Here is a 22,943-nt window from a genome sequence, read left to right on the forward strand (position 1 = left end):
TGTTTACGGTTTCATCACGCGAAATTAAGTAGACTTGAAGCTCTATGAATCAGCAAGTTGTTCTTATCGTCTTTCAAGTCGTTGTTTTGATTCTTGCGTTTAGCGTTCATGAGTGTGCGCACGCCTGGACTGCATGGCGTCTTGGCGATCCCACTGCGCGGATGCTGGGCCGTGTGACGCTCAATCCGATGAAGCACCTTGATCTATTTGGCTCGGTGATCTTTCCGCTGATCTCGCTTGTATATGGTGGATTTGTGGTGGGTTGGGCGAAGCCTACGCCAGTAACGGCGCGTAACTTCAAGAACTACAAGCGCGATGACATTCTGGTGACGCTTGCCGGGCCTGCGAGCAATCTGCTTTCGGCGAGTATTGCGCTGGTGCTGCTTTTGTTGATGAAACACCTGGTTCCAGATGGTATTCAGTCGATTGCGACTGCCATGGCGCTGGCGCAGCATGTTCCGGGCGTAACGACAGAGGGTTTGCCTGCGCTGTTTCCGATTGCGCTGTTTCTTTACTTCGTTATCCTCATCAATCTGTTGCTGTTTGTTTTCAATCTGATTCCGATTCCTCCGCTGGATGGAAGTCATGTTCTGCGGCACTTTCTGCCGTATAGGGCGGTGCAGGTGTATGACCGGATGGGCATGTTTGGGCTGATCATTCTGTTCCTGGTGGGGGGGCGGTTCATCTCGGCTCTGTTCTCGCCGCTTTTTGCTACGTTCAACCACATTTTGTTTACCCTTTAGGACATTTTTTTCGCAGAAAAAATCCGCGCTGGTGGGGTGCGGTTTTTTTGCGGTTTATGGGCGTTTTTGAGGGGTGTTTTGGGAAAAGCGGGTGGTTGGATGTGGTTTTTTGCTGGTGAGTTGTGGTAGTTAGCGTGGTGGATGTGGTGGCTTCGCGGTCACTTTTGAGAGCGGAAAAATACGCCACGGTTTTCAACTATTTTTTGCCTCCTTCCTGGACCCGGAGAAGGCTCTGTCCTGCCGGACGGACCGCCTGCTCGGCGAGAGGTCGCTTCGTGACTTGTATACCCCTTCGGTGGGTGCTCCCGCTGGTCGCAAGTCAAGAATCTTTCCGCCAACCAGCGGGTGGCCCAGGGAGGAGCCGGTGTACCTGTCACGAAGTGACCGCTGCCCGTGCAGCGCGAGAAGGTGGCTGGGTGCTCTATTTTCGGCCTGGATCATTTACCCTTGCAGTTGACCGTAATGACTGAAAACTTCGAAGACTCCAAAGGCAATAGAGATACTCTCGTTTCCCCCCGCGCGCGGGTGCTCTCCGGCATGCGCCCCACGGGCAAGCTGCATCTGGGGAACTACATGGGTGCGCTGTATAACTGGGTGCGGCTTCAGCACGAGTACGACTGCTTCTTCTTTATCGCCGACCTTCACGCGCTGACGACTGACTACGCCGATCCGACGGCGCTGCGGCAGAACATCCGGGACGTTGCGCTGGATTTTCTCTCGGCGGGATTGGACCCTGAGGTTTGTACTGTGTTCATCCAGTCTCATGTTCCCCAGCATGCGGAGTTGTTTACGCTGTTCAGCATGTTCACTCCGCTGCCGTGGCTGGAGCGCGTTCCTACGTACAAGGATCAACAGGAGCAGCTACGGGAAAAGGACCTGAACACGTACGGATTTTTGGGCTATCCGCTGCTGCAGTCGGCAGATATTCTGCTCTACCAGCCGGACTTTGTTCCTGTGGGGCAGGACCAGGTGGCGCACGTTGAGCTGACGCGCGAGGTCGCACGGCGATTCAATGCGCTCTACTGTTCGCAGGCGACTCCGGCGATTGCGAAGGCGAGGGAAGACCACTCCGACAAGGAGATTCTGACTGCCGAGCTCTCTGCGAACAGCGTGGTCACGGGGATTCTGCCTGAGCCTAAGGTGCTGCTTACGCCTTCGCCGAAGCTGCCGGGGCTGGATGGCCGCAAGATGTCGAAGAGCTATGGGAACACGATCATGCTCTCGGAGCCTGAGGCCGATCTTCGTGCGAAGTTGAAGACGATGGTGACCGATCCAGCTCGGGTACGGCGCACGGATGTCGGCAATCCGGAGATCTGTCCGGTGGGCGATCTGCACAAGGTATTTTCGACCGAGGAGGTTCGTGCCGAGGTGTGGCAGGGCTGCAGGACGGCGGGAATCGGCTGCATTACGTGCAAGGGATGGTTGGCCGATGCGATTGTGCGGGAGATTGCGCCGATCCAGGAGCGCCGCCGTGCGCTGGAAGCAGACCCGAGCCAGGTAGATGCGGTACTGTGGGATGGCTCCGCACGTGCTCGGCAGCGGGCGATCCAGACATTGCAGCATGTACGCCAGGCCATCGGCCTCGAATAATGACCATGCCAGATGAAACCCTACCTCCCGAAGTGAACGCCGAAGAGGTGAAGCCCTCTGAAGTGAACGCGGCTCCGTCCCTTGCCGCTGACGAGTCGGTTGCTGAAGAGACTGTCTCTGATGGTGAGAGTCTTTCGGCTGAGACGACGGATGACTCTGCTTCGGACGCTTCTGTTTCGGATATCTCTTCGGATGTTATTCCGGAGGCGAGCGAGCCCTTTGCGTTGCAGCATCCTCCTGTGCCGCCCAAGGCGCCGGAGCCAAAGCGGGCTGCGGCAAAGGGGAAGGATAAGGATAAAGAAGAGGCCTCGCAGTCGCCGTTTTCGATTACCGTGGGGCTGGTCTATGACGGGCCGCTCGATCTTCTGCTGGACCTGATTCGCAAGCAGAATATCGACATCTACGACATTCCGATTGCGAAGATTACGAGCCAGTTTCTGGAGTACACGCACCATCTTAAGCAGGTGGACGTGGATGCGGCGGGCGAGTTTATCTATGTGGCCTCGCTGTTGATCCATATCAAGTCGAAGACGCTGCTGCCGCGCGATCCTTCGGACGTGCTTGGCGGCGATGCGGAAGATCCGCGGCGTGAGCTGGTGGAGCGTCTGCTGGAGCATGAACGCTTCAAGGCTGCGGCGCAGATGTTGTTGCAGAAGCAGCAGATTGAAGAGGCGACGTGGACCAACTCCGGGCTGAAGAACTTTCGGCGTGATATTGGCGAGACCGGCGCTCCGGTGCTGGATGAGGACCGCGAGATTGCTGCGGATACGGTCGACCTGGTGCGGGTGTTTCAGGATGTGTTGAGCAGGCTGCGCGAGCGTCCGATTCTGAATGTAGATGAGGAGTCGGTGACGGTGGCGCAGATGATCGAGTATGTGAAGCGGCGGCTGATGATGGAAGACAAGCCGGTAAGCCTGCGCCGCATGCTGCACAACACCCATACGGAGCGTGCGGTGATCTGCATGTTCCTGGCGATGCTGGAGCTGGTGCGGCTACAGGCTGTGCTGCTGCATCAGCCAGTGATCCAGGGCGACATTCTCATCAAGAAGACCGAGAACTTCGAGCAGGTCCTTACGGATCATGCACAGGCTCGGGACGACTGGCGTTAAAAAGGGAAAAGATTCTGTCCTGCCGGACGGGCCGCTTGCTCAGCGGGAGGTCACTTCGTGACTTTTGTACTTGTGTTGCCCGTGCTGGCGGTGGAAGTCCTCCCGTTGGTCGGAATGATGATTGTGCCGACCAACGGGAGGCCCTTTGCCAATGACTCGCCCCGACGAGGTATACATGTCACGAAGTGACCTCCCCACGAGTAGTGGGCCCGTCCGGCAGGACCTTCTTTCGATCTTTTAGGGGGCGGAAGGGGCTTTGTTGCAAAGGTTTGCAGAGTAAAGAGCGCGGGGGGCCGCGAGGGTGGGAGGCCAAAAGAACTCCCCACTTTCACAGTCCTGTAACACGGTGTTCGCAATTACGGCCTATCTTGAGGCTGACCGCACAATACTCTGCATTCAAGGTGACCTTATGGCAACTCCAACACTATCTCCTCCCGGCTCACTGCTCGACCAGAAGATGAAGAAGTCGTCCCCCGGCAAGATTGGGATGATCGCGTTTGCGGTTATGCTCGTCGGCGGCGTTGGCTACATTGCCAGTCGGATCTACTCCGATCTTCTGCCGGTTCATGAGGGCTCGATCTTTCCTTATCTTCTGCTGGGCGTGGCGCTGCTGATTGCGCTTGGCTTCGAGTTCGTCAACGGCTTCCACGATACGGCGAATGCGGTGGCGACGGTGATCTACACGCATGCGCTGGAGCCGCATGTGGCGGTGGTGCTGTCGGGTATATGCAACTTTATCGGCGTGCTGACGAGCTCGGGCGCGGTGGCGTTCGCGATCATCTCGCTGCTGCCGGTGGAGCTGATTTTGAAGGTGAGCAAGGGCTCCGGATTTGCGATGGTGTTTGCGTTGTTGATCGCGGCGATTTTGTGGAACCTGGCTACGTGGTGGCGCGGACTGCCGGCGTCGAGCTCGCACACGATGATCGGGTCGATCATCGGCGTGGGCGTGGCGAACCAGTTGATGCATGGTTCGAGCGGCACGAGCGGCGTGGACTGGGGACAGGTCACGAAGGTGTTCCAGGCACTGCTGATCTCTCCGGTGATCGGGTTTGGTTGCGCGGCGCTGCTGTTTGGGCTGTTCAAGCTGGTGATGAAGGATCCGCGGCTGTATGAGGCACCGAAGGGCAATGAGCCGCCGCCGCTCTACATCCGCGTGATGCTTTGGGCTACGTGCAGCGGCGTCAGCTTCTTCCATGGATCGAACGATGGACAGAAGGGCATGGGATTGATCATGCTAATCCTGGTCGGTACGGTGCCGACGGCGTATGCGCTGAATCATACGGTCGGGTACAACCAGGTGGAGACGTTTGCTGCGGTGTCGCAGCAGGTGATCGGCGCGGTAGGGAACTACGTGGATCCGAACACAACGGTGGGAGACAGCGGGCCGGAGCTGGAGGCGTTTGTGAGCACGCACCAGTTCACGCCGCATACGATGCTTGCACTGCAGGAGATGGTCGGCGATATCCGCAACGAGGCGACGCAGTACAAGTCGCTTGGAGCGGTGCCGTCGAACATGCAGGCTAACGTCCGCAACCAGATGTACCTGACGAGCGAGACGCTTCGCCTTCTGCCGAAGTATGGGCCGAAGGTGAGTGAAGGCGATCAGAAGGTGCTGACGAACTACAAGGGTCTGCTCGACCATTCGACGAAGTTCATTCCGACGTGGGTGAAGGTCGCGGTGGCACTGGCTCTTGGCCTGGGAACGATGATTGGCTGGAAGCGCATCGTTGTGACGGTGGGCGAGAAGATCGGCAAGACGCACCTTACGTATGCGCAGGGGCTCTCGGCGGAGATTACGGCGATGTTCACGATCGGATTGGCGGATGGGTATGGGCTGCCGGTGTCGACGACGCACGTTCTCTCTTCGGGGATCGCGGGTACGATGGCGGCGAATAAGAGCGGACTGCAGATGTCGACGATTCGCGATATCGCGCTGGCGTGGATCTTTACCCTGCCGGTGGCGGCGCTGCTCTCGGGCTGCCTGTTCTGGTTGTTCAGCAGCATGGTGAAGTAGCTTCGGCGGAACTGTAACGAGGACGGCCTGCGATGATTGCGGGCCGTCTTTGTTTGCGCTGAAGGGTCTTTTCCGGGGATTGAGGCTAGCGCTTCTTTGCTTTGTCCAGGGCTTGTCGCAGGGCGAAGAAGGCGGGTGTGGGGGCGTAGTCGGCGTCGAAGGGCAGGGGGCGCTGGAGGCGGTCGGGATGCTGCTTGCGGAACTTGGTTCCTTTGTTGAGCCAGGTGTTCCTGTCGCTTGCTCCCCAGGTGAGGACGGCTTTGACTTCGGGGCCTTCGAGCGCTGTTTCGAGATAGCTGCGATAGACCTCGGCTACAATCTTGTCGCGTTCGGCGATGTCTTCCGTGGCGACTGCGTCGTCGTTTACGTCGAGCTCGGTGAGGAAGACCTGGAGGCCTAGCGCCTTTGCGCCGTCGATGAGCTCGCGGAGGCCCTGGTGGAAGCCAACGGTGCCGCCTGCCTTGATGTGGGATTGAATTCCGAGGGCGTCGAGTGGAACGCCGTCGGCTTTCATTCTTCGGATGAGGGCCAGGACTGCGGCTCTCTTTTTGCCGTCTTCGTCGTTGTCGTACTCGATGCTGTAGTCGTTATAGGTGAGCAGGGCGTTCGGATCGACCTCGCGGGCGGTTCGGAAGGCGAGGTCGATGTAGCCGGGACCGAGCATCTCGAACCAGGGTGAGGAGCTGCGCAGACCGTCGGGGCGGTTGTCCGGTATCCAGATGGCCTCGTTGACGACGTCCCAAGAGTGGATCTTGCCCTTGTAGCGTCCGCCTACGGTGCGGATGTGGTCTACGAGCATCTTCCTGGCGTTGTCCTTGTTGACGGTTCCAGCGAACCAGGTGGGGAGTGCCTGGTGCCAGACGAAGTTGTGGCCCCGCACCTTCATGCCGTGTGCCTCGGCAAAGGCTACGAGGCTGTCTGCGTCTTCGAAGGCGTAGGTGTCGGGCGTGGGGCGCAGGATGTTCCACTTCAGGCAGTTCTCCGGCACGACGATGTTGTACTGTTCGGCGAGCAGATTCCGGAAGTTTTCATCGTCGCGGAAGAGGGCCGCGTTTACGGCGCATCCGGTCAGCAATCCACGCGCGGCGGCGTGTGCCTTCAGCGAGCCCGGTCCTGTCGTCCCTTCGGGAGCGGGGCTGCCTGCTGCTAGGGCGGACTGCCTCAAAAACAAAGGCGTTGCGGCGGTTGCGGCGACTCCAGCGGCCTGCCTGAGCCACTGCCTGCGGGTGATCCTGTTCTTCGTCTTCGTCATCGATGCCGTCATTTTTTCCTGCTTCTGAACTTTGCTCCGGACGCCTGCAGGAGATCATACCCGGCGATTGGTATGCTTAGAAGTACACCTAAGAGACCATGAGCCTTAAAGCAAAGATCGAAGCAGTCATCTACGCCTCCGAAGAACCAGTCACACTTGCGCAGCTTGCGGGGCTGCTTGGCCACGAAGCCCAGGCAGAGCTGGACCACCTTGACTCCGCCCAGCACCAACTGGCCCTGGACGAGCCTGCTGTTGGAGGGGATGCGGTCGACCCCGACTCCCTGAACAGCGAGGTACTTTCCGGCGCCGACGAGCCTGCGACGGGCGATGACAACGCCGGTGTTCAGGCTGACGATCAGTCTGAACTTCGGGCCGAGCATGAACACGCGGAGGTTCTGGAGCAACACTTGCATCAGGCCGCCGCGGAAGAGGCTGCTCATGCCAAGGCTCTCCGTGAGCACGCTGCTGCCGATGCCGCTGCGATGAGCTCCGCGGATTCGGACGAGGCTTCCGATGGCGAAGTTTCCGCTGCGGAGGCTGAGGATGGCTCCGCAGGGGCTGAGGCCGCGTCGGCAGGGCAGGGGATTGATGTTCCTGCTGTAGTTGCTGAGGCTGCGGTAGACGAGAAGAAGCTGGCGCGCGAGTCCAAGGAGAGGGAACGCCGTCTGCGTGAGTACTTCCGCACGATTCTTGATCAGCTCATCGCGGACTATGCGACCTCCGACCGTGGGCTTGAGATCCGCGAGGTGGCCGGGGGCTACCGTCTGGCGACCAAGCCTGAGTACCACGATGCGGTGCGTGGATTTGTGAAGTCGCTGAAGCCTCCGTTGAAGCTGTCGCTGCAGGCGCTGGAGACGCTGGCGGTGGTGGCTTACAAACAGCCGGTGACCGCGCCCGAGGTCTCCGAGATTCGCGGCGTCGACTCCGGCGGCGTGCTGGGTTCGCTGATGACGCGCAAGCTGGTGGCTACGGCGGGACGTAAACAGGTGATTGGACGACCAATCCTGTACAAAACAACCAAGGACTTCCTCCTTCGCTTCGGTCTCAAAGACATCAACGAGCTTCCGAGCATCGAAGAGTTTGAGAAGATGGCCGGCGAGCTGGCCGAGCAGGAGGAGATTCCTATGGAGCATCACGCACCCGAGACCGCCGACGAGGTGGAGCAGGAGAAGGACCAGAGCGAGCCTCAGGCTGACGGCGACAGCAGTGGGCCAGCCGAGACCGTGGCGGACGAGGCAATCGTGGACGGGCGTCTCTCTAGTTTGCCACCGAACTATGACACCGACGCGCAGGTCGATGGCGCGGATTCGCCGGCAGTGGATGCCGAGGTTCAGGTGCACTCGGAGCACGAACCTAAGGAAGATTAGGGAAGGCTAGCAAGGCTAAGGAGGGAACGATGACGGACGGCAACCTCGATCCTGCACCCGATCCCCGGGACTCGCCTGACTCACCGGAAGATAATGAGCCCGACACCGTCGGCACGCCGCAGGGTGACGGCGAGGGACTGCCCGACGCTCCTTTGCAGCCTGTGCCCGAGGGTATGCAGAGGCCTCCGTCTATCGATACGAATAAGCTGTAGAGTCCTTCGAGACTATTATCTTCTCGCCGCTGTTCAATGAAAAAAGGGCGCGAGCGCGTAGAAGCTCTGGTACGCTATTGCTGTTCTTCCGGGCCCCCACTTCGTACGATAGGAGCTTCGATGCAACCTGTGAAGTCGTTTACAGTCTTTGGTGAGCCGGACGACCTGCTCGTCGACGGCGCCATGAGCCACGGCACGGCAGCTGTGATGATCCAGACAACGCGGCCCGGAGGCGGGCCACCGCCGCACATGCATACCAGAGAGGACGAGACCTTTACCGCTCTCGAAGGCGAGTTCGAGATTCTCAGCGAGGGAAAGTGGTCAAAGATAGCGGTCGGCGATGTTGTCTTTGCGCCGCGTGGCCATGTCCATACCTTTCGCAACTGCGGAAGCACCTCAGGCAAGATCCTCATCTTTGTGTCGCCCGCAGGCTTCGAGAACTATCTTCAGGAGGTAGGTCCACTCTCGCCCGCGACCGACATGGAGAAGATCGTTGAGATCTCGAAGCGGTTCGGCATATCGTTTCATCCTGCCTGACCTGGCTCTGATGTATCTCATTGGGACATCATCCTGAATCGAGCTTAGCTTTCTGAATCGAGCTTAGTCCGGCCTATGACCTCTCCGCCCTCGAACTCCGACCTGCTCGTTCACATCCGCGTCGTCATCTCGATCATCGTCGGTCTGTGCATCACGACGCTGCTCAGTGGATTTGCGCGCTTTGTGCAGCACCCGAAGCGAGCTAAGGTCTCGATTCTGCACCTGGGCTGGGCGGTCTCGCTGCTGCTGTGGATCATCCACTTCTGGTGGTGGGAGTTTCGCCTGTCGATGGTGGCGCAGTGGACCTTCGAGATCTACTTCTTCGTCATCCTGTACGCGATCCTGTACTACTTCCTGTGTACGCTGCTGTTTCCTTCGGACCTGACCGACTATGCGGGGTATGAGGACTACTTTCTCTCGCGGCGTAAGTGGTTCTTCGGTATTCTTGCTGCGACGAATATTGCCGACATCGCCGACACCACCCTGAAGGGCTCGGCCTATCTGCACTCCTTCGGGATCGAGTATCCCATCCGCATCCTCGGGATGCTGACGATCTGCATCCTTGGGATGATTACGCCGAAGCGTCGCGTCCAGCTTATATTGCTGGCTGTGTCGTTTATCTATCACATCGGTATCATCATCTTCATTTACAGTATCGAGTAGCACGACGGGCCAGATGAGATTTTACGAAGCGGTTGTTTGCAATAGCTTTGATCGAAGTTTGATGATCCTCTGGAGGTCCTATGCTGCGTTCTCTTCGCATCCTCTCGTTCTTGTTATCGCTGCTTCTGCTTAGCGCGAGTTCGTTCGTTCATGCGGAAACGCTGACCTTCAACGACCTTGTCTCGTCGGACGGGGCGCTGTACACAGTCGGAGACTATCGTGGCTTCGCCTTCTACTACTTCGACTATGCGAGTCCCTCGTCTTATGGCGAGGCGTTTCCGGGCGACAATACGACCTACCTGCTCTCCGCGTACTATCCCTTCGAGCCGCCTCCGTATCCCTTCTACTCGGTGCTCGATCAGAACGGAAATCCGGTAGATCCTTCGGAGACTCCGAGCTTCTACACGACGGATGGTCAGGCGTTTACGCTCAATAACATGTTGATCGCGCCTACCTCCGCTGCTATCTCGATTCTTGGATATCGCGATGGCGTTCTGGTCGATTCGACGACCTCCCTTGCGGCTGGGCCGGATGGACTACTTACTCTGAACTGGACAGGCATCGATGCGATTCTGTTTCCGAATACGCTGGGCTTCGTCGGCGTCGAGCTCGACACGATCAACATCAATGAACCAGTAACGCCGGTGGGATCGACGCCTGAGCCATCGACCTTCGTTCTGCTTGGTTCCGGTCTTGTGGGTTTGGTCACGCTTGCACGACGAAGGCTTTCGGCGTAAGGCAGCGCAGTTTCTCGTAAAACAGGCGATAATAGTGGAAGAGCTTCGAAGTTCGCTTTGGAGCGATGATGCGTTCGGCCTCGATGCCGGGCGCAGGATCCACCCGACCGCGATGAGCATCTCCGCAGTCAGAAAGCCGGAAACATATGACGAAGTCCCCCTCTACCCCGAAGCCTGAACCGAACGACGAACCCAAGGGCGACCGCCTGCAGAAGATTCTTGCGCAGGCCGGAATCGCGAGCCGCCGCAAGGCCGAGGAGATCATCCTCGAAGGACGCGTGCAGGTGAACGGCACGGTGGTGACGACGCTGGGCACACGCCACGATGCGACGAAAGACCACATCCGCGTGGACGGCAAGCTGCTGCAGGGACCGGAGCAGCAGCGCTACTACATGTTGAACAAGCCGCGCGGTTATGTGACGACGCTGGACGATCCGGAGAAGCGTCCGACCGTGATGCAATTAATGACGCAGAAGCGTGGTCCTCATGGCGATCAGGTGCGTCTGTATCCTGTAGGCCGGCTCGACTACCTGAGCGAAGGTTTGCTGTTGATGACCAACGACGGCAACCTTGCCAACTCGCTCTCGAAGGCGGCCGCTGGTGTGGAGAAGACGTATCTGGTGAAGATCAGCGGCATGCCGACGGCCGCAGGGCTGGAGCAGATTCGCCGCGGCATCATGATCGATCGCGGACGATTGGACGAGGTTCGCAGCGGACGCCGCGACCGCATCATTACGTCGCCCGCGAAGGTGGAGCTTGTGCGTGGAGGCGATAACCCGTGGTACGAGCTGACGCTGACCGAGGGACGCAATCGCCAGATCCGCAAGATGTTCGAAGAGATCGGCAACCATGTGGAGAAGATTCGCCGCATCGGTTATGGTGCGCTGCGTCTGGACGTGCCGCCGGGAGACTACCGCGAACTCACGCTGGGTGAGGTGATGGCGCTGGATCGCGCGGCGAAGGGCAAGAAGGTTGTACCGAAGAAGAAGACGCCGGAGTTCGCGCAGTTGAAGGCTCCAGCGAAGAAGAAGTTCTCGAAGCCTCGGCGACAGCCAACGGGGACGAAGTCGGCGAGCCGTCCGCGCAGGCCGAGCTAGCTGCTTCTAAAAAACGATCCGGTGATCGAGATAGTAAAGAGCCGATAGGGGAACGCAGAAAGTTGCAACATCTGCTTAATCGATCTTTCTTCTGCGATTCATAGTGATCCACGGCAATATCAAAAGGTCTGCTTCACTGTGGAAATTCACAGTTGGCTTTACTGTTTTTTTACAACTTCTGTTCGCTTGACACTTCTCTCTGTGTGCGCCCAGAATACTCCCGCTATTAACCTTTTGCGTGATGACAATCCTGGATCGAGAGCATCCAATAGGTGCAGTAAAGGAGCAACAGAGTGGCAACGGAAAAAGCAGTATTTGGTGCAGGATGTTTTTGGGGTGTAGAGACCCGTTTTGGTGAGATTACCGGTGTTATCGATACAGCCGCAGGATACGCAGGCGGCGATCTCGAACACCCAACATATAAAGAAGTCTGTACGGACCGCACCGGCCATGCGGAGGTTGTGCAAGTCACCTTTGATCCATCCCGTCTATCGTACGAGACGCTGTTGGACACATTCTTTGCGATGCACGATCCTACCCAGGTGAATCGCCAGGGTCCGGACTGGGGCTCGCAGTATCGCAGCGTCATCTTCACAAACTCGAACGAGCAGTATGCGCAGGCTCGCGCAAAGATCGCCGAGCTGAATGCGTCCGGCTCTTACCGGCAGCAGATCGCAACTCAGGTGGTGCCATCGATGACCTTCTGGAAGGCGGAAGAGTATCACCAGAGATACCTGGAAAAGCGTGGCATGGTGAGCTGTCACATCTAACAAACAACGCCCGAGTCGCAGGTCACAGGAGCCATGGGCCGCCAAACTCATGGCTCGGACTTTTTAAGGACTAGACGAGAATTCCGAGACCGTTGCTCTCCTTGAACTCGTGAAAGCTCTTACCCGTCTCTCGTGCGATCGCCGTTACGGCGGCCTTCACCGCGGGAAAGCTCTGCGTGTCGTGGAAGATGACACACTTCGACCGATGCGCGCTCCACCGTCCGCACGTGTAGGTATCCGAATATGTATGAATAATATCGACGTGAATCAGGTCGTACGTGCTTTGGTCGTTCAGAATCCAGTCGCGGTAGTCGTTTCTCTTGAGCTCAATATTTTTGAAGGTGGAGAGCCGATCGCGGGTGTCAGCGTAGATATCCCGAATGCTGCCCATATGCTTGTCGCCGACGAAGGTATCGACTCCAACGACGTTGTCGAAAAATGACGACAGGGCAACGGTCGAATAGCCGTAATCGACGCCGAACTCCAGGCATCGATCCGTCTTTACCTCAAACTTTTCGATAAGGTCCGATAAGATGCTTTCGATACCTTTCCACGCCGAGCCTACCTGCAGAACTCTCTCCGGAAGGCGTCGTTTTTCGGGTATGTATTCGATCACAGGAACCTTGGGTTTTGTCAGGCCATGTAGTACAGCCTGCCAGTAGGCATACTCCCATTCGAGCTTCATCGAAGATTCTCGCTTCCTTGTTCAAGACTTGGGAAAGTTATTCAGAAATGCAAGCTAGTGTATCGCTCTTATCAGGGCGGCGATAGCCTATTCGCCTGTGGCTAAAAAAATTAACCTACCTGCAATCTGCAGGTATTGGGCGATGGAAAGACAGGTCCTGCCGGACGGGCTCACTATGCCGGTCCAACCCACAAACGAAGGCCTGTTTGCGGGGACCCCGCCACGAAGTGGGAGCCTGTCGCGTAGGCGTTTTTTTCAGAAGTATTATTCGGTGCGCAGTGCTATGGTTGGGTCGACCGTGGAGGCGCGGCGTGCGGGAATGATCGCCGCGACCAGAGCCACGACTGCAATCAACGCCACTGCCGCTGCTAGCGTAATCGGATCAGCGATCGAAACCCCAAAGAGCTGGCTTCGCAGAAGTCTCGCAAGCACCACGGAGACGGGAACCGCAACGACGATGCCGATGCCCGCAAGCCGCGCCATATCCAGCAACACTGTGCGGACCACGCCTAGCCTTGAAGAGCCAAGCGCGATTCGTATGCCGATCTCTCGTGTGCGCTGCGCCGTCGAGTAGGCGAGGACACCGTAGAGGCCAACACCTGCAAGCACAGTCGCCAGTGCGCCAAAGGCTGTGGCCAGCAGAGAGATCATGCGCTCATCCGAGAGGTTGTCATCGATCTGCGCATCCATGGTCCGGAGCGCAACGACGGCGAGCTTCGGATCGAGCTGCTGCATGGAGCGGAGGATGGTGGAGAGCATCTGCGCGGAATCGCCGGAGGTGCGCAGGTAGAGAAAGAGAGCGGCGGGGGTAGAGTTCTGTTTCAACGGGCGGAACCAGGTGGGCGCGGCATCATCTCGAACGCCCGTGTGTTTTGCGTTGCGGACGACGCCGACGATCTCTGTGTTGAGTTTGACGTTATTACCACCGCCGGCGGTCGTCTGACGCCCGACGCAGCTTGTGATGGTTCCGCAGAAGTGCTTTGCGAAGGACTCATTGACGATGGCGACGAAGGGGTGGCTGGCATCATCGTCGTCGGTGAAGAGGCGTCCGGCAATCAGTGGAACCTGCAGGGTGGAGAAGTAAGACGGTGTGACGAACGGGTGTTCTACGTCGAAGTCTTCATCGGTAGGCGCTATGTAACCTGCGACCGAGACGTTGCCCGTTTGACTATTGCCAGAGAGCTCCGGGTTGTCGGTTCCCGCGACAGACTGGACTCCGGGCAACGCCGGCAGACTGTCGAGAACGCGTTGGTGAAGGGCGGGGACTGCTGCGGGAGCATAGCCGGCGAGCTTGGGGTTGATGCCGAAGGTGATCAGGTGCGAGGTGGTGAAGCCGACGTTGGTATGCCGAAGGTTTTGCATGGTGCGGACGAAGAGGCCGGCTCCGACCAGCAGAATAATGCTGATTCCAATCTGCAGGCAGACGACCAGGCGGCGAAGACTGAAGGCGGCTCCTGTGCCTGAGGCGCTCTGTTGCCGCATCTCCGCGGTAAGGTCGAGCCTGCGTAGCTGAAGAGCAGGAGCGAGACTGAAGAGGATGCTGACTCCAACGGCGACGGCGAAGTTGAAGACGAGCAGCCGGAGGTCTATCGTCGGGTTGAACGCGACAGAGGTCTGGTCGCCGGCGAGTTGGCGGATCAGCGCCCGTAAGGCGAACGGTGCGATCAGCATGCCCAGTGCGCCTCCGGCCAGCCCTGGCAGCAAGCCTTCGATCATAAGCTGACGCAGGATGCGCGAGCTCTCCGCGCCCAGTGCGAATCGTAGTGAGAACTCGCGGGCGCGGCTGGCCGAACGGACGAGAAGCAAGCTGGCGACGTTGACGACGGCGATCAACAAGACCAGCAGCGCCATTCCCATGACGGCGAGCAGAGGTCCGCGGAAGTCGTCCCGCTGATAGGAGAAGCCACGCATTCCCGGCAGCAGAAGCATGCGGCTGTTGGTCAGGAAGTCGTCTTTGAAGCGCTGCGATTGTCTGCCCAGCGCCTTCAGCTCCTCTGCGCGAAGTGCATGCCAGAGCGGGTTCATCGCAACCTCGGCGTGGACTCTCGACTCACCTGGCTTCAGCCTGCCGAGGATGTTGATCCAGCGATCCGTATGGTCGATCAGGCGCTTGTCTCTGCCGGGGAGGACCGGCCCGACCATCGACATCGGGACAAAGACGTCCGGCGTCTCGCCCCATATGGCGCTGTGAAAGTGCGGCGCCGAGACTCCGACGATCTGAAACGGATGGTCATTGATTAACGCTGTCGTACCTACGACCGAAGGATCCGCTCCAAGCTGATTCTTCCAGAAGTCGAAGCTGAGGACCGCAACCGGGTTCGCATCTTTCTGCATGTCTTCGCTCTGGGTGAAGACGCGGCCCAACGCGGGTCTCACGCCAAGCAGGGTGAAGTAGTTGCCGCTGACAAGCTCAGCTCGTCCGTGCTGTGGAACTCCGTTGTGAGCAAATCCAATGTCGGCGGGAGCGGTGGCCAGCAGGCCTTCGAAGACCTGGTTGCGGTCGCGCAGGTCTCGATACATCGGATAGGAGAAGTAGGCCTCACTGTCGCCGCCGTGGTTGCTGAAGTGACCCTCCCAGGCCTTTCCTGTGCCTTCGAGGATGACTAGCCCCCCTGGGTCGCGCACCGGCAGAGAACGCAGCAGCGCCTGGTCCAGCAGGGAGAAGATCGCCGTATTGGCTCCAACGCCCAGCGCGAGCGTGAGGACGGCGGTGAGCATGAATCCAGGCGACCGGCGGATCTGGCGAAAGGCGAAGCGGAGGTCCTGGGTGAGTGAGTGCATTTTCGCCTTTGTCTCGATAGCTCGATAGAGTGTGAGATCGATAGAACGTTAGACCTATCTCAGAAGCACTTGTGCTGCCAATCGCAGGAGGGGCTAACCTCTTGAAAATGAGCCTGTGCCTAGTCGCGTACGTGGCGGGAGCTGTTCATCCATGGATTAGCGTGTCCGTTTGCGGACGCCCGTTTCGTGTCCTTGCCTAGCCTGCGTCTACCATCTCGATTCTTCTATCGCGTACGGCAGCCGGAGTGTGATATAGTTGGTTTGTACTCAGTTCAAAACTGGTACGGGCATCGCAGGCAAGGACTCCTCGTGGAATTCGGAGTTTGGCCAGAGACTGCGATTCGCCTCACCCACCGCATTCCTTCCCGCACTACCGGAAGCCGCGCTGGTTGCTCTGGCTGGTAGACCCGTCAACGGACGAGTCTCGCCGTGCAGCAGCAGCGCTTCGAACCCTGACAGCAATGCTGACTAGTTGAATCCATGGTGCCCATGTGGCACCCCTGCACACCTATGCCGCTTCACAACGACCTTTAGACAGGAAAAACTTTGAACTCCGCAACCTTGGAACAGAACGAACAGCAGTCACAGAACCAGCAGAACCCCTCTCCCTCAGCCCCCGCACAGCCCGCTCCGGTAGCATTTGCTCCGGCCAACCTTCCCGTCAGCGATGTGCGCTTCACCGACTTCAACATCTCGGACTCACTGAAGACCCGCCTGACCAGCGCCGGCTTCGTGAACCCGACGCCCGTGCAGGCCAAGGCGATTCCGCCCGCGCTTGAGGGATCCGACATCCTCGCCACCGCCTCGACCGGCACCGGCAAGACCCTCAGCTTCCTCATCCCGATGATCCAGCGCATGGATGCAAACTCCGTGCCCAGCACCAAGGGCAAGCGCGGTCCTATTCGCGCCCTCATCCTGCTGCCGACGCGCGAGCTCGCCATGCAGGTCCTCGAGGCCTACTGGAAGCTCGTTCCCGGTTCGAAGAACGACGCTGTGCTCGTCTGCGGCGGCCTCTCGGAGAACAATCAGCTCGACCAGCTCGACCGCGGACCACGCCTCGTCGTCGCAACGCCGGGTCGTCTCGAAGACTTCCTTCGCCGTCGCGAGATCAACATCAACTCCGTCGAGATGTTCGTCCTTGACGAGGTCGATCGCATGCTCGACATGGGCTTCCTGCCCGCGATCCGCCGCATCGTCGGCGCCATTCCGAAGACGCGCCAGACCATGTGCTACTCGGCGACGCTCGATGCGAACATCCGCGAGATCGTCCGCGACTACGTCAACAACCCCGTCCGCATCGAGATCGGCACCACCTCGAAGCCTTCGGACCGCGTTGAGCTTCGCGTCTACACCGTTATGCAGGACCAGAAGCTCGGCCTGCTCGACCAGATGCTGCGCCAGGAAGAGGGAACCTTCCTCGTCTTCTCGCGCACCAAGCACGGCGCGGACCGCATCGCGAAGAAGCTTGAGAAGCTTGGCCACGACTCCGACGTCATCCACGGCGACCGCAGCCAGTCGCAGCGCACCGCGGCTTTGAAGGGCTTCGCCACCGGGCGTCACCGCGTTCTCGTCGCGACCGACGTTGCCGCTCGCGGCATTGACGTCAATGACATCGCGCACGTCGTCAACTACGACCTGCCTAACGCCTCTGACGACTTCGTTCATCGTATCGGCCGCACGGGCCGCGCCGGCAAGAAGGGTGTTGCGACGACCTTCGTCATGCCGCAGGAGAAGCACGACGCCCGCAAGCTCGAGCGCGAACTCAAGATAAAGTTTGAGTGGCGCGAGGCCGATAAGAACCTTGAGAAGGAAGTTCGCAACCAGCCCCTCGACACAACAGCCAAAGGGCAGGACCTGATGCAACTTGAAACCCGCACCTGGAAGGGCAACGATCCCGTCACCCCGATGACTACGCCGAGCAACAACTACGGCGGAAACAAGGGTGGCTTCCGCAGCCGCAGCGGTGGCGGCGGCTTCTCTGGCGGACGCAGCGCGGGTGGACGCGGACCAGCTGGTCCCGGCGGCCGCGGTGGACGGCCAAGCAGCCGTTCCGGAAGCAGCCGCTCTGGCCCCGCACGCCGCGGTCAGTAAGCTCTGTTCTCAGCAGCCCCGTACTTAGACAAAGACGCTCCACTCTGCCAGCCAACCAGCCGTAGAGTGGGCGTTTCTCTTTAGCCTCCTGCTGCTGGATCGAAGCTGCCGAAGCGCCTCAATGTTCCATAACGCTGAGACTGAAATCACAGACAGGCAATTCCGCTGATCTTCAGCAAATCTCATGCGCGAAACGATTCGGTCCGAGATAGATTGGACGGATGAGTTCAACCTCCACGGCACCGACCGACCCAAGCTGCCGCCCTCATCGCGCTCTTCTGCCGCTGCTTGTCATCTTCACCCTGGCCCTTGGCCTGGCGACGGCGTGGAGCTTCAACCACACCGTGGACGAATCTCTCTTTCAGCTGGCAAACCTTGTAGGTCCAACTACCGAAAGCCTTCTGCACGGCGGCGGCCTCACCACCTGCACCACCGCCATGGGAACGCCGGACTACCCCATCTGCTTCCACGCCGGACGAATGCCCCTTCCTTCGCTCGTCATCGCACTGGGCGTAACCCTCTTCGGCGATCACTTCCTTCGCGTCGATTTCTTCAAGACAACCCTTCTACTGCTTCCGCTTGAACTCGCCTTCGCGCTGGTGGTGCGCCGTCTTCCCATCGCGCGCGGCAGGCGATGGGCCACCGTCCTTCTACTTCTTGTGCCGTTTACGATGACGGCTTTCCTCGCCGACGTGGTCAACATGCAGGTGGAAGAGGGCTACGCCTACAGCATGCTTGCGCTCGCCGTCGCGCTGCTGCTCTTTCCAGTCCGGCCAATGAGACAGGGATCGACTCGCAGCCAGGTGGCTCAGGCCATCCTCTTCGCGGTCGCGGTCGATGGCGTCTACCTCGCCAAGAGCTCCATGGCCCCAGCTGCCGTCGTTCTTCTCTTCGGCTATCTCCTGTTGCAACGCCGTCCAGCGCTTCGTCTTCTGACTATTCTGCTGGTCATCGCCGCTCCCATCGGCTGGGCGCTGCACCAGCACCACGCCAGCGGACGCTACAGCCTCGGCACCAGTATCGACGGCATCAATCTTCACAAAGGAAATAATCCAATGTTTCTCTCCCACTATCCTGCTCCGCTCGGCGGCTCTCTGGACGTCTATGACTCCGAGCTCAACAGCGGCCTGCACTTCAGCGACGAGTGGAGCTTCAACGACTATCACCAGCACACCGCGGTCCTGTTCCTCCGCACGCACCCGCAGCAGACCATGCAGGCCGATCTGCGCAAACTCGGCGTCTTCTTTTTCAGCATTCGCAAGTACGGCTCCTCGGAGAACGGCGGTCTTCTTCGGCAGGTGGAGCGCACCGGCATGACGATATTTCGTCTCATCTTCTGGGCCGCCATCCTCGGAGCCGCCTATCGTCTTATCCGGCCATCCCTATCGTCGTTCCGCCCAGATGCCCTGTCGCAACGCGCAGCCGCCGGAATCTTTCTTGCCCTGGTTGCAGCCTGCGCCCTGCCGTATCTCCTGGGCTTCGTCTTTACCCGCCACGTCAGCGTCCTCATCTACCCCTCGATTCTGATGTGCTGCCGCCTGATCGCGGACTCCACCCCGGTCTGCGAGGAATAATCAGGCGTCCCGGCGAAGTTCGCTTCCCCTGTAAGCTCATACGTGCATAAACCTCGCAAAACATGCGAGAATAGAGAGGGTCGTCTGCATCGGACTTACTGTCGTCGCCAGGTTCGCCGCTGCTTGTTTTACCCGGCATCGCCTTTCATCTTTCAGCCTTCGTTGAGAAGGCAAACCCTCTTCAACGGCCTGTTGACAGGTCTGTCGTGACCAAAGCCGCGCCATACACCGCGCTGCAACCGAATCACCCACACATAGGGAAAACATTATGATCTCCGTCTCCAACGTCACCATGCGCTACGGCTCGAAGCTCCTCTTTGAGGATGTCTCGGTCACCTTCACCACGGGCCGCCGTTACGGCCTCACCGGCCCCAACGGCGCCGGCAAATCCACCTTCATGAAGTGCCTCACCGGCGAGATCGATCCGCAGAAGGGAACTGTCGTTCGCCCGAAGAAGCTTGGCGTACTGAAGCAGGACCAGTATGAGTTCGACGCCTACCGCGTGGTCGACACCGTCATCATGGGCAACAAAGCCCTCTGGGCGGCTCTCGAAGAGCGCGAGATCATCTACGCCAAGCCTGAGATGACCGACGAAGACGGCTCACGCCTCGGCGAACTTGAGGGCGTCGTCGGCGACGAGGACGGCTACGAGGCCGAGTCCAACGCCGCCGTGCTGCTCCAGGGATTGGACATCCCCGACGAGCTCCACGAGCGCAAGATGTCCGAGCTGCAGGGCGGCCAGAAGGTCCGCGTCCTGCTCGCCCAGGCCCTCTTCGGCAACCCCGAAGCCCTGCTCCTCGACGAGCCGACGAACTATCTCGACCTCGAGTCCATACACTGGCTCCAGGACTTCCTGCTTCGCTACAACGGCACCGTCATCACCATCTCGCACGACCGTCACTTCCTCAACAACGTCTGCACCCACATCGCCGACATCGACTACGAGACCATCATCACCTATAACGGCGGCTACGACGATATGGTCTTCCAGAAGACCAGCGTCCGCACCCGCATCGAGAGCCAGAACGAGCAGCGCGAAAAGAAGATTGCCCAGCTCAACGACTTTATCGCCCGCTTCTCCGCCGGTACGCGCTCCTCGCAGGTAAACTCCCGCAAGAAAGAAGTCGAGCGCCTCGCAACATCAGAGCTTGCCCGCTCCAACATCGCGCGCCCCTTCATCAGCTTCAAGATGGAGCGCCCCTCGGGCAAGAACGTCCTCGAGTTTGAGCATGTCAACAAGTCCTACACCCAGCCCGACGGCAAGGCCGAGCACGTCATCAACAACTTCTCCGCCTCGGTCAATCGTGGCGACAAGGTGATCCTGATGGGCCGCAACGGTCAGGGAAAGACCACGCTGCTCAAGGCCCTGCTCGCCAACGGCCCCGGCATCGAGGAGAAGGACGTCTCCATCGACACCGGCTCGGTCAAGTGGGGTCACGAGGTCTCCATCGGCTACTTCGCTCAGGACCACAAGGGCTCCATCCAACTCGGTATGACCGCCTCCGACTGGCTGCACCAGTTCGACCCCCAGGCCACCAAGGAAGACATCCGCGGCATCCTCGGCCAGATGCTCTTCAAGGGCGAAGAGGGCCTCAAGAAGACCGACGCACTCTCCGGAGGCGAGGCCGCCCGTCTGCTCTTCTGCAAGATCATGCTGCAGAAGCCCAACGTGCTCGTCCTCGACGAACCCACCAACCACTTGGATCTCGAGAGCATCAACGCGCTCAACCAGGCCATCCAGAAGTACGAAGGAACCGTCTTCCTCGTCACCCACGACCAGGACCTGATCGAAGAAGCCGGCACACGCATCTGGCACTTCGAAGGCGGCCCCACCGACTTCCACATCACCGACCACAAGGGCCCCTACGAGGAGTACCAGCAGCAGCTGGCCATCTCCGCAAAGTAACGAACCCGCACCGTCGCGATGAGGCCGCCGCGAACGATCTGTTTTAGATCAGTCCTCTGCAGCCTCATCCGGCCAGCGGCGCCGGCGCAAATGGTAGGATGTCGCGTGGAGACAAGCTCCGAGACAGACTCCAAGGCAAGCTCCGCAGCACGGTGTGGAATCGACTCTTAAAGAGGAAGTTTTTGGCGAGTTCACCAGATCAATCCCTCCTTCGCAAGCACATGCCCGAGCTGGATGTGCTGCGCGGCGTCGCCATCCTCGTCGTCGTCCTCTACCACGGCCTCTATCACGCCGGTGCCGTCTCCTCCAATCGCATCGGTCAGCTCTTCATCAATCTCACCGTATTCGGCTGGCTCGGCGTCAACCTCTTCTTCGTTCTCTCCGGATTCCTCATCACCGGCATCCTGATCGACAGCAAGGGCAAGCCCGACTTCTACCACAAGTTCTACCTGCGCCGCGCACTCCGCATCCTTCCAGCCTTCTTCGCCATCATCGTGCTTCTGGTCATCCTGCACAGGATGTCGTTCCGAACCGCCACGTTCTCCATGTTCTTCCTCGCAAACTACATGGACACCTTTCACCTGGTGGACGCCTACTTTCCACTCTGGTCCCTCTCCGTCGAAGAGCAGTTCTACTCCGTCTGGCCTGCCATCGCCGGTAACGTCAGCGTCCGCACCCTCACCATCCTCTCGGCCGCCCTCTGCGTGGTCGAACCCCTCCTCCGCTGGTTTGTCGCCTCCGGACATCCCAGCCTCGGCGACATCCACATGAGCACCTACCTCATCGCCGACAACCTCGCCCTCGGAGCACTCGCCTCCATCTTCGCCCGCTCCCGCTTCGGCACCCTGCGCAACGGTGTCCGTGTCGGTCTTGCCACCTGCGCGGCGGCGCTGGTCATCCTCTTCGCCGGACTCCCCTTCGGCATTCTGCATCGCACCAACGTCTTCGGAGCTGCTCTCCAGACCCTCCCCTGGAATCTCTTCTTCACCGGAACCCTTCTGCTCCTCCTCGGCCTGCAAAGCCCGCTCTTCAGCAGCGTCTGGACCGCCCCGCTCCGCTTCCTCGGCTACATCAGCTACGGCCTCTACCTGATCCACATGCTCGTCAACACGCTCTACCGCTGGAGCGTCCTCCACATCGCCAACACGTCGGCGCGCAACGCACTATCCGGCGCCTACACCCAACTCATCCTCTCCACCGCTCTCTCTATACTCCTCGCCTGGCTGTCGCGCCGATTCTACGAAGAGCCCTTCCTTCGCATCGGCAGAAAGCCAAAACCCGCGCCGATCCGATCCACAGTCTGACGTCGCAGCCTCCCCTGCACACATCACCGCAATAGTGGGATACTGGAACTTAGAAAGAAGACCTATGCCCACCGTAGAACCCATCAGAAACCGCGGCAAAAACGTCCTCGGCCAGCCTCTCGACATCTGCGGCTGCGAGCCCATGACCGGCTTCTACCGCACCGGCTGCTGCGAGACCGGCCCCGACGACCACGGCGTCCACACCATCTGCTGCGTCGTTGACACGCCCTTCCTCGAAGCCTCCAAAGCCCTCGGCAACGACCTCAGCACCCCCATGCCCCAGTACGGCTTTGCCGGCCTCAAACCCGGCGACCGCTGGTGCGTCTGTGCCGCCCGTTGGCTCCAGGTCCAGCAAGCCGGAGCCGCCTGCCCCATCATCCTCGAAGCCACCCACGAGAACACCCTCAAGATCGTCCCCTTCGAACTCCTCATCCAGTACGCCGTCATCCCTAGCCAGCTCCACTGATCCCGGGTGCCGCCCGGTACCGGTATATGAATTGACGACCAAAAT

General features: G+C 59.4%; 19 protein-coding genes. 16 read left to right on the forward strand and 3 right to left on the reverse strand.

Features of this window, described 5'->3' with window-relative positions:
* Nucleotides 1–44: 44 nt before the first annotated feature.
* From GSQ82_RS01545 to GSQ82_RS01560, 4 genes are all read left to right on the forward strand, one after another.
* The gene (locus GSQ82_RS01545; RefSeq protein ID WP_158790251.1) at nt 45–743 is read left to right on the forward strand and encodes a site-2 protease family protein; all 699 of its coding nucleotides are present in this window, start codon (nt 45–47) and stop codon (nt 741–743) included.
* 462 nt (nt 744–1,205) lie between these two features.
* Nucleotides 1,206–2,333, forward strand: coding sequence for a tryptophan--tRNA ligase (gene trpS / locus GSQ82_RS01550; protein WP_158790417.1), 1,128 nt, complete (start codon nt 1,206–1,208; stop codon nt 2,331–2,333).
* Nucleotides 2,334–2,338: 5 nt separating this feature from the next.
* Nucleotides 2,339–3,442: a ScpA family protein gene (locus GSQ82_RS01555; protein WP_254061346.1), complete on the forward strand. Its 1,104-nt coding sequence runs from the start codon at nt 2,339–2,341 to the stop codon at nt 3,440–3,442.
* 409 nt (nt 3,443–3,851) lie between these two features.
* The gene (locus GSQ82_RS01560) at nt 3,852–5,456 is read left to right on the forward strand and encodes an inorganic phosphate transporter (protein WP_158790252.1); all 1,605 of its coding nucleotides are present in this window, start codon (nt 3,852–3,854) and stop codon (nt 5,454–5,456) included.
* 85 nt (nt 5,457–5,541) lie between these two features.
* On the opposite strand, the gene GSQ82_RS01565 is transcribed toward GSQ82_RS01560, so the two are convergent.
* The gene (locus tag GSQ82_RS01565; RefSeq protein WP_254061347.1) at nt 5,542–6,720 is read right to left on the reverse strand and encodes an endo-1,4-beta-xylanase; all 1,179 of its coding nucleotides are present in this window, start codon (nt 6,718–6,720) and stop codon (nt 5,542–5,544) included.
* 86 nt (nt 6,721–6,806) lie between these two features.
* Between GSQ82_RS01565 and scpB the strand changes: the two genes are divergently transcribed.
* The 7 genes from scpB (at nt 6,807) to msrA (ending at nt 12,091) form a co-directional block, all read left to right on the forward strand.
* The gene (gene scpB, locus GSQ82_RS01570; RefSeq protein WP_158790253.1) at nt 6,807–8,075 is read left to right on the forward strand and encodes an SMC-Scp complex subunit ScpB; all 1,269 of its coding nucleotides are present in this window, start codon (nt 6,807–6,809) and stop codon (nt 8,073–8,075) included.
* Between the two features lie 29 nt (nt 8,076–8,104).
* On the forward strand, nt 8,105–8,287 hold the full coding sequence (locus GSQ82_RS01575; protein ID WP_158790254.1) for a hypothetical protein: 183 nt from the start codon (nt 8,105–8,107) through the stop codon (nt 8,285–8,287).
* A gap of 120 nt (nt 8,288–8,407) precedes the next feature.
* The gene (locus GSQ82_RS01580) at nt 8,408–8,824 is read left to right on the forward strand and encodes a cupin domain-containing protein (RefSeq protein ID WP_158790255.1); all 417 of its coding nucleotides are present in this window, start codon (nt 8,408–8,410) and stop codon (nt 8,822–8,824) included.
* A gap of 75 nt (nt 8,825–8,899) precedes the next feature.
* Complete coding sequence (locus GSQ82_RS01585) at nt 8,900–9,487, forward strand: hypothetical protein (RefSeq protein ID WP_158790256.1); 588 nt, start codon at nt 8,900–8,902, stop codon at nt 9,485–9,487.
* Between the two features lie 80 nt (nt 9,488–9,567).
* Nucleotides 9,568–10,224: a PEP-CTERM sorting domain-containing protein gene (locus GSQ82_RS01590; protein WP_158790257.1), complete on the forward strand. Its 657-nt coding sequence runs from the start codon at nt 9,568–9,570 to the stop codon at nt 10,222–10,224.
* A 146-nt stretch (nt 10,225–10,370) separates the two neighbouring features.
* Entirely contained in the window at nt 10,371–11,321 is a 951-nt protein-coding gene (locus tag GSQ82_RS01595) for a pseudouridine synthase (protein ID WP_158790258.1), read from the forward strand.
* Between the two features lie 293 nt (nt 11,322–11,614).
* The gene (gene msrA / locus GSQ82_RS01600; RefSeq protein ID WP_158790259.1) at nt 11,615–12,091 is read left to right on the forward strand and encodes a peptide-methionine (S)-S-oxide reductase MsrA; all 477 of its coding nucleotides are present in this window, start codon (nt 11,615–11,617) and stop codon (nt 12,089–12,091) included.
* A gap of 70 nt (nt 12,092–12,161) precedes the next feature.
* Here msrA and GSQ82_RS01605 read toward each other — a convergent pair whose 3' ends face one another.
* Nucleotides 12,162–12,776 (reverse strand): class I SAM-dependent methyltransferase, encoded by a 615-nt coding sequence (locus tag GSQ82_RS01605; RefSeq protein ID WP_158790260.1) that lies wholly within the window; start codon nt 12,774–12,776, stop codon nt 12,162–12,164.
* A gap of 264 nt (nt 12,777–13,040) precedes the next feature.
* Nucleotides 13,041–15,557, reverse strand: coding sequence for an ABC transporter permease (locus GSQ82_RS01610; protein ID WP_158790261.1), 2,517 nt, complete (start codon nt 15,555–15,557; stop codon nt 13,041–13,043).
* A gap of 546 nt (nt 15,558–16,103) precedes the next feature.
* Here GSQ82_RS01610 and GSQ82_RS01615 point away from each other — a divergent pair.
* The 5 genes from GSQ82_RS01615 to GSQ82_RS01635 all read left to right on the forward strand — a co-directional run bounded on the left by GSQ82_RS01615 (nt 16,104) and on the right by GSQ82_RS01635 (nt 22,898).
* Entirely contained in the window at nt 16,104–17,648 is a 1,545-nt protein-coding gene (locus GSQ82_RS01615) for a DEAD/DEAH box helicase (RefSeq protein ID WP_158790262.1), read from the forward strand.
* 221 nt (nt 17,649–17,869) lie between these two features.
* A complete protein-coding gene (locus tag GSQ82_RS01620; protein ID WP_158790263.1) occupies nt 17,870–19,222 on the forward strand; it encodes a hypothetical protein in 1,353 nt (450 codons plus the stop codon).
* A 268-nt stretch (nt 19,223–19,490) separates the two neighbouring features.
* Nucleotides 19,491–21,128: an ABC-F family ATP-binding cassette domain-containing protein gene (locus GSQ82_RS01625; protein WP_158790264.1), complete on the forward strand. Its 1,638-nt coding sequence runs from the start codon at nt 19,491–19,493 to the stop codon at nt 21,126–21,128.
* Between the two features lie 182 nt (nt 21,129–21,310).
* Nucleotides 21,311–22,432, forward strand: coding sequence for an acyltransferase (locus GSQ82_RS01630; protein ID WP_158790265.1), 1,122 nt, complete (start codon nt 21,311–21,313; stop codon nt 22,430–22,432).
* A gap of 64 nt (nt 22,433–22,496) precedes the next feature.
* A complete protein-coding gene (locus GSQ82_RS01635; RefSeq protein WP_158790266.1) occupies nt 22,497–22,898 on the forward strand; it encodes a DUF2237 family protein in 402 nt (133 codons plus the stop codon).
* Nucleotides 22,899–22,943 lie beyond the last annotated feature (45 nt).

This window comes from Granulicella sp. L60 (assembly GCF_009765825.1).
In the GTDB taxonomy this organism is placed as follows: Bacteria; Acidobacteriota; Terriglobia; order Terriglobales; family Acidobacteriaceae; genus Edaphobacter.

Excerpts from the sequence above, each read along its gene's own strand:
- GSQ82_RS01545 (WP_158790251.1), top strand. The coding sequence starts at position 45 with ATGAATCAGCAAGTTGTTCTTATCGTCTTTCAAGTCGTTGTTTTGATT.
- GSQ82_RS01585 (WP_158790256.1), top strand. The coding sequence starts at position 8,900 with ATGACCTCTCCGCCCTCGAACTCCGACCTGCTCGTTCACATCCGCGTC.
- GSQ82_RS01575 (WP_158790254.1), top strand. The coding sequence starts at position 8,105 with ATGACGGACGGCAACCTCGATCCTGCACCCGATCCCCGGGACTCGCCT.
- scpB (WP_158790253.1), top strand. The coding sequence starts at position 6,807 with ATGAGCCTTAAAGCAAAGATCGAAGCAGTCATCTACGCCTCCGAAGAA.
- GSQ82_RS01625 (WP_158790264.1), top strand. The coding sequence starts at position 19,491 with ATGATCTCCGTCTCCAACGTCACCATGCGCTACGGCTCGAAGCTCCTC.
- GSQ82_RS01560 (WP_158790252.1), top strand. The coding sequence starts at position 3,852 with ATGGCAACTCCAACACTATCTCCTCCCGGCTCACTGCTCGACCAGAAG.
- GSQ82_RS01565 (WP_254061347.1), bottom strand. The coding sequence starts at position 6,720 with ATGACGGCATCGATGACGAAGACGAAGAACAGGATCACCCGCAGGCAG.
- GSQ82_RS01595 (WP_158790258.1), top strand. The coding sequence starts at position 10,371 with ATGACGAAGTCCCCCTCTACCCCGAAGCCTGAACCGAACGACGAACCC.
- trpS (WP_158790417.1), top strand. The coding sequence starts at position 1,206 with ATGACTGAAAACTTCGAAGACTCCAAAGGCAATAGAGATACTCTCGTT.
- GSQ82_RS01635 (WP_158790266.1), top strand. The coding sequence starts at position 22,497 with ATGCCCACCGTAGAACCCATCAGAAACCGCGGCAAAAACGTCCTCGGC.
- GSQ82_RS01580 (WP_158790255.1), top strand. The coding sequence starts at position 8,408 with ATGCAACCTGTGAAGTCGTTTACAGTCTTTGGTGAGCCGGACGACCTG.
- GSQ82_RS01555 (WP_254061346.1), top strand. The coding sequence starts at position 2,339 with ATGCCAGATGAAACCCTACCTCCCGAAGTGAACGCCGAAGAGGTGAAG.
- GSQ82_RS01605 (WP_158790260.1), bottom strand. The coding sequence starts at position 12,776 with ATGAAGCTCGAATGGGAGTATGCCTACTGGCAGGCTGTACTACATGGC.
- GSQ82_RS01590 (WP_158790257.1), top strand. The coding sequence starts at position 9,568 with ATGCTGCGTTCTCTTCGCATCCTCTCGTTCTTGTTATCGCTGCTTCTG.
- GSQ82_RS01620 (WP_158790263.1), top strand. The coding sequence starts at position 17,870 with ATGAGTTCAACCTCCACGGCACCGACCGACCCAAGCTGCCGCCCTCAT.
- GSQ82_RS01610 (WP_158790261.1), bottom strand. The coding sequence starts at position 15,557 with ATGCACTCACTCACCCAGGACCTCCGCTTCGCCTTTCGCCAGATCCGC.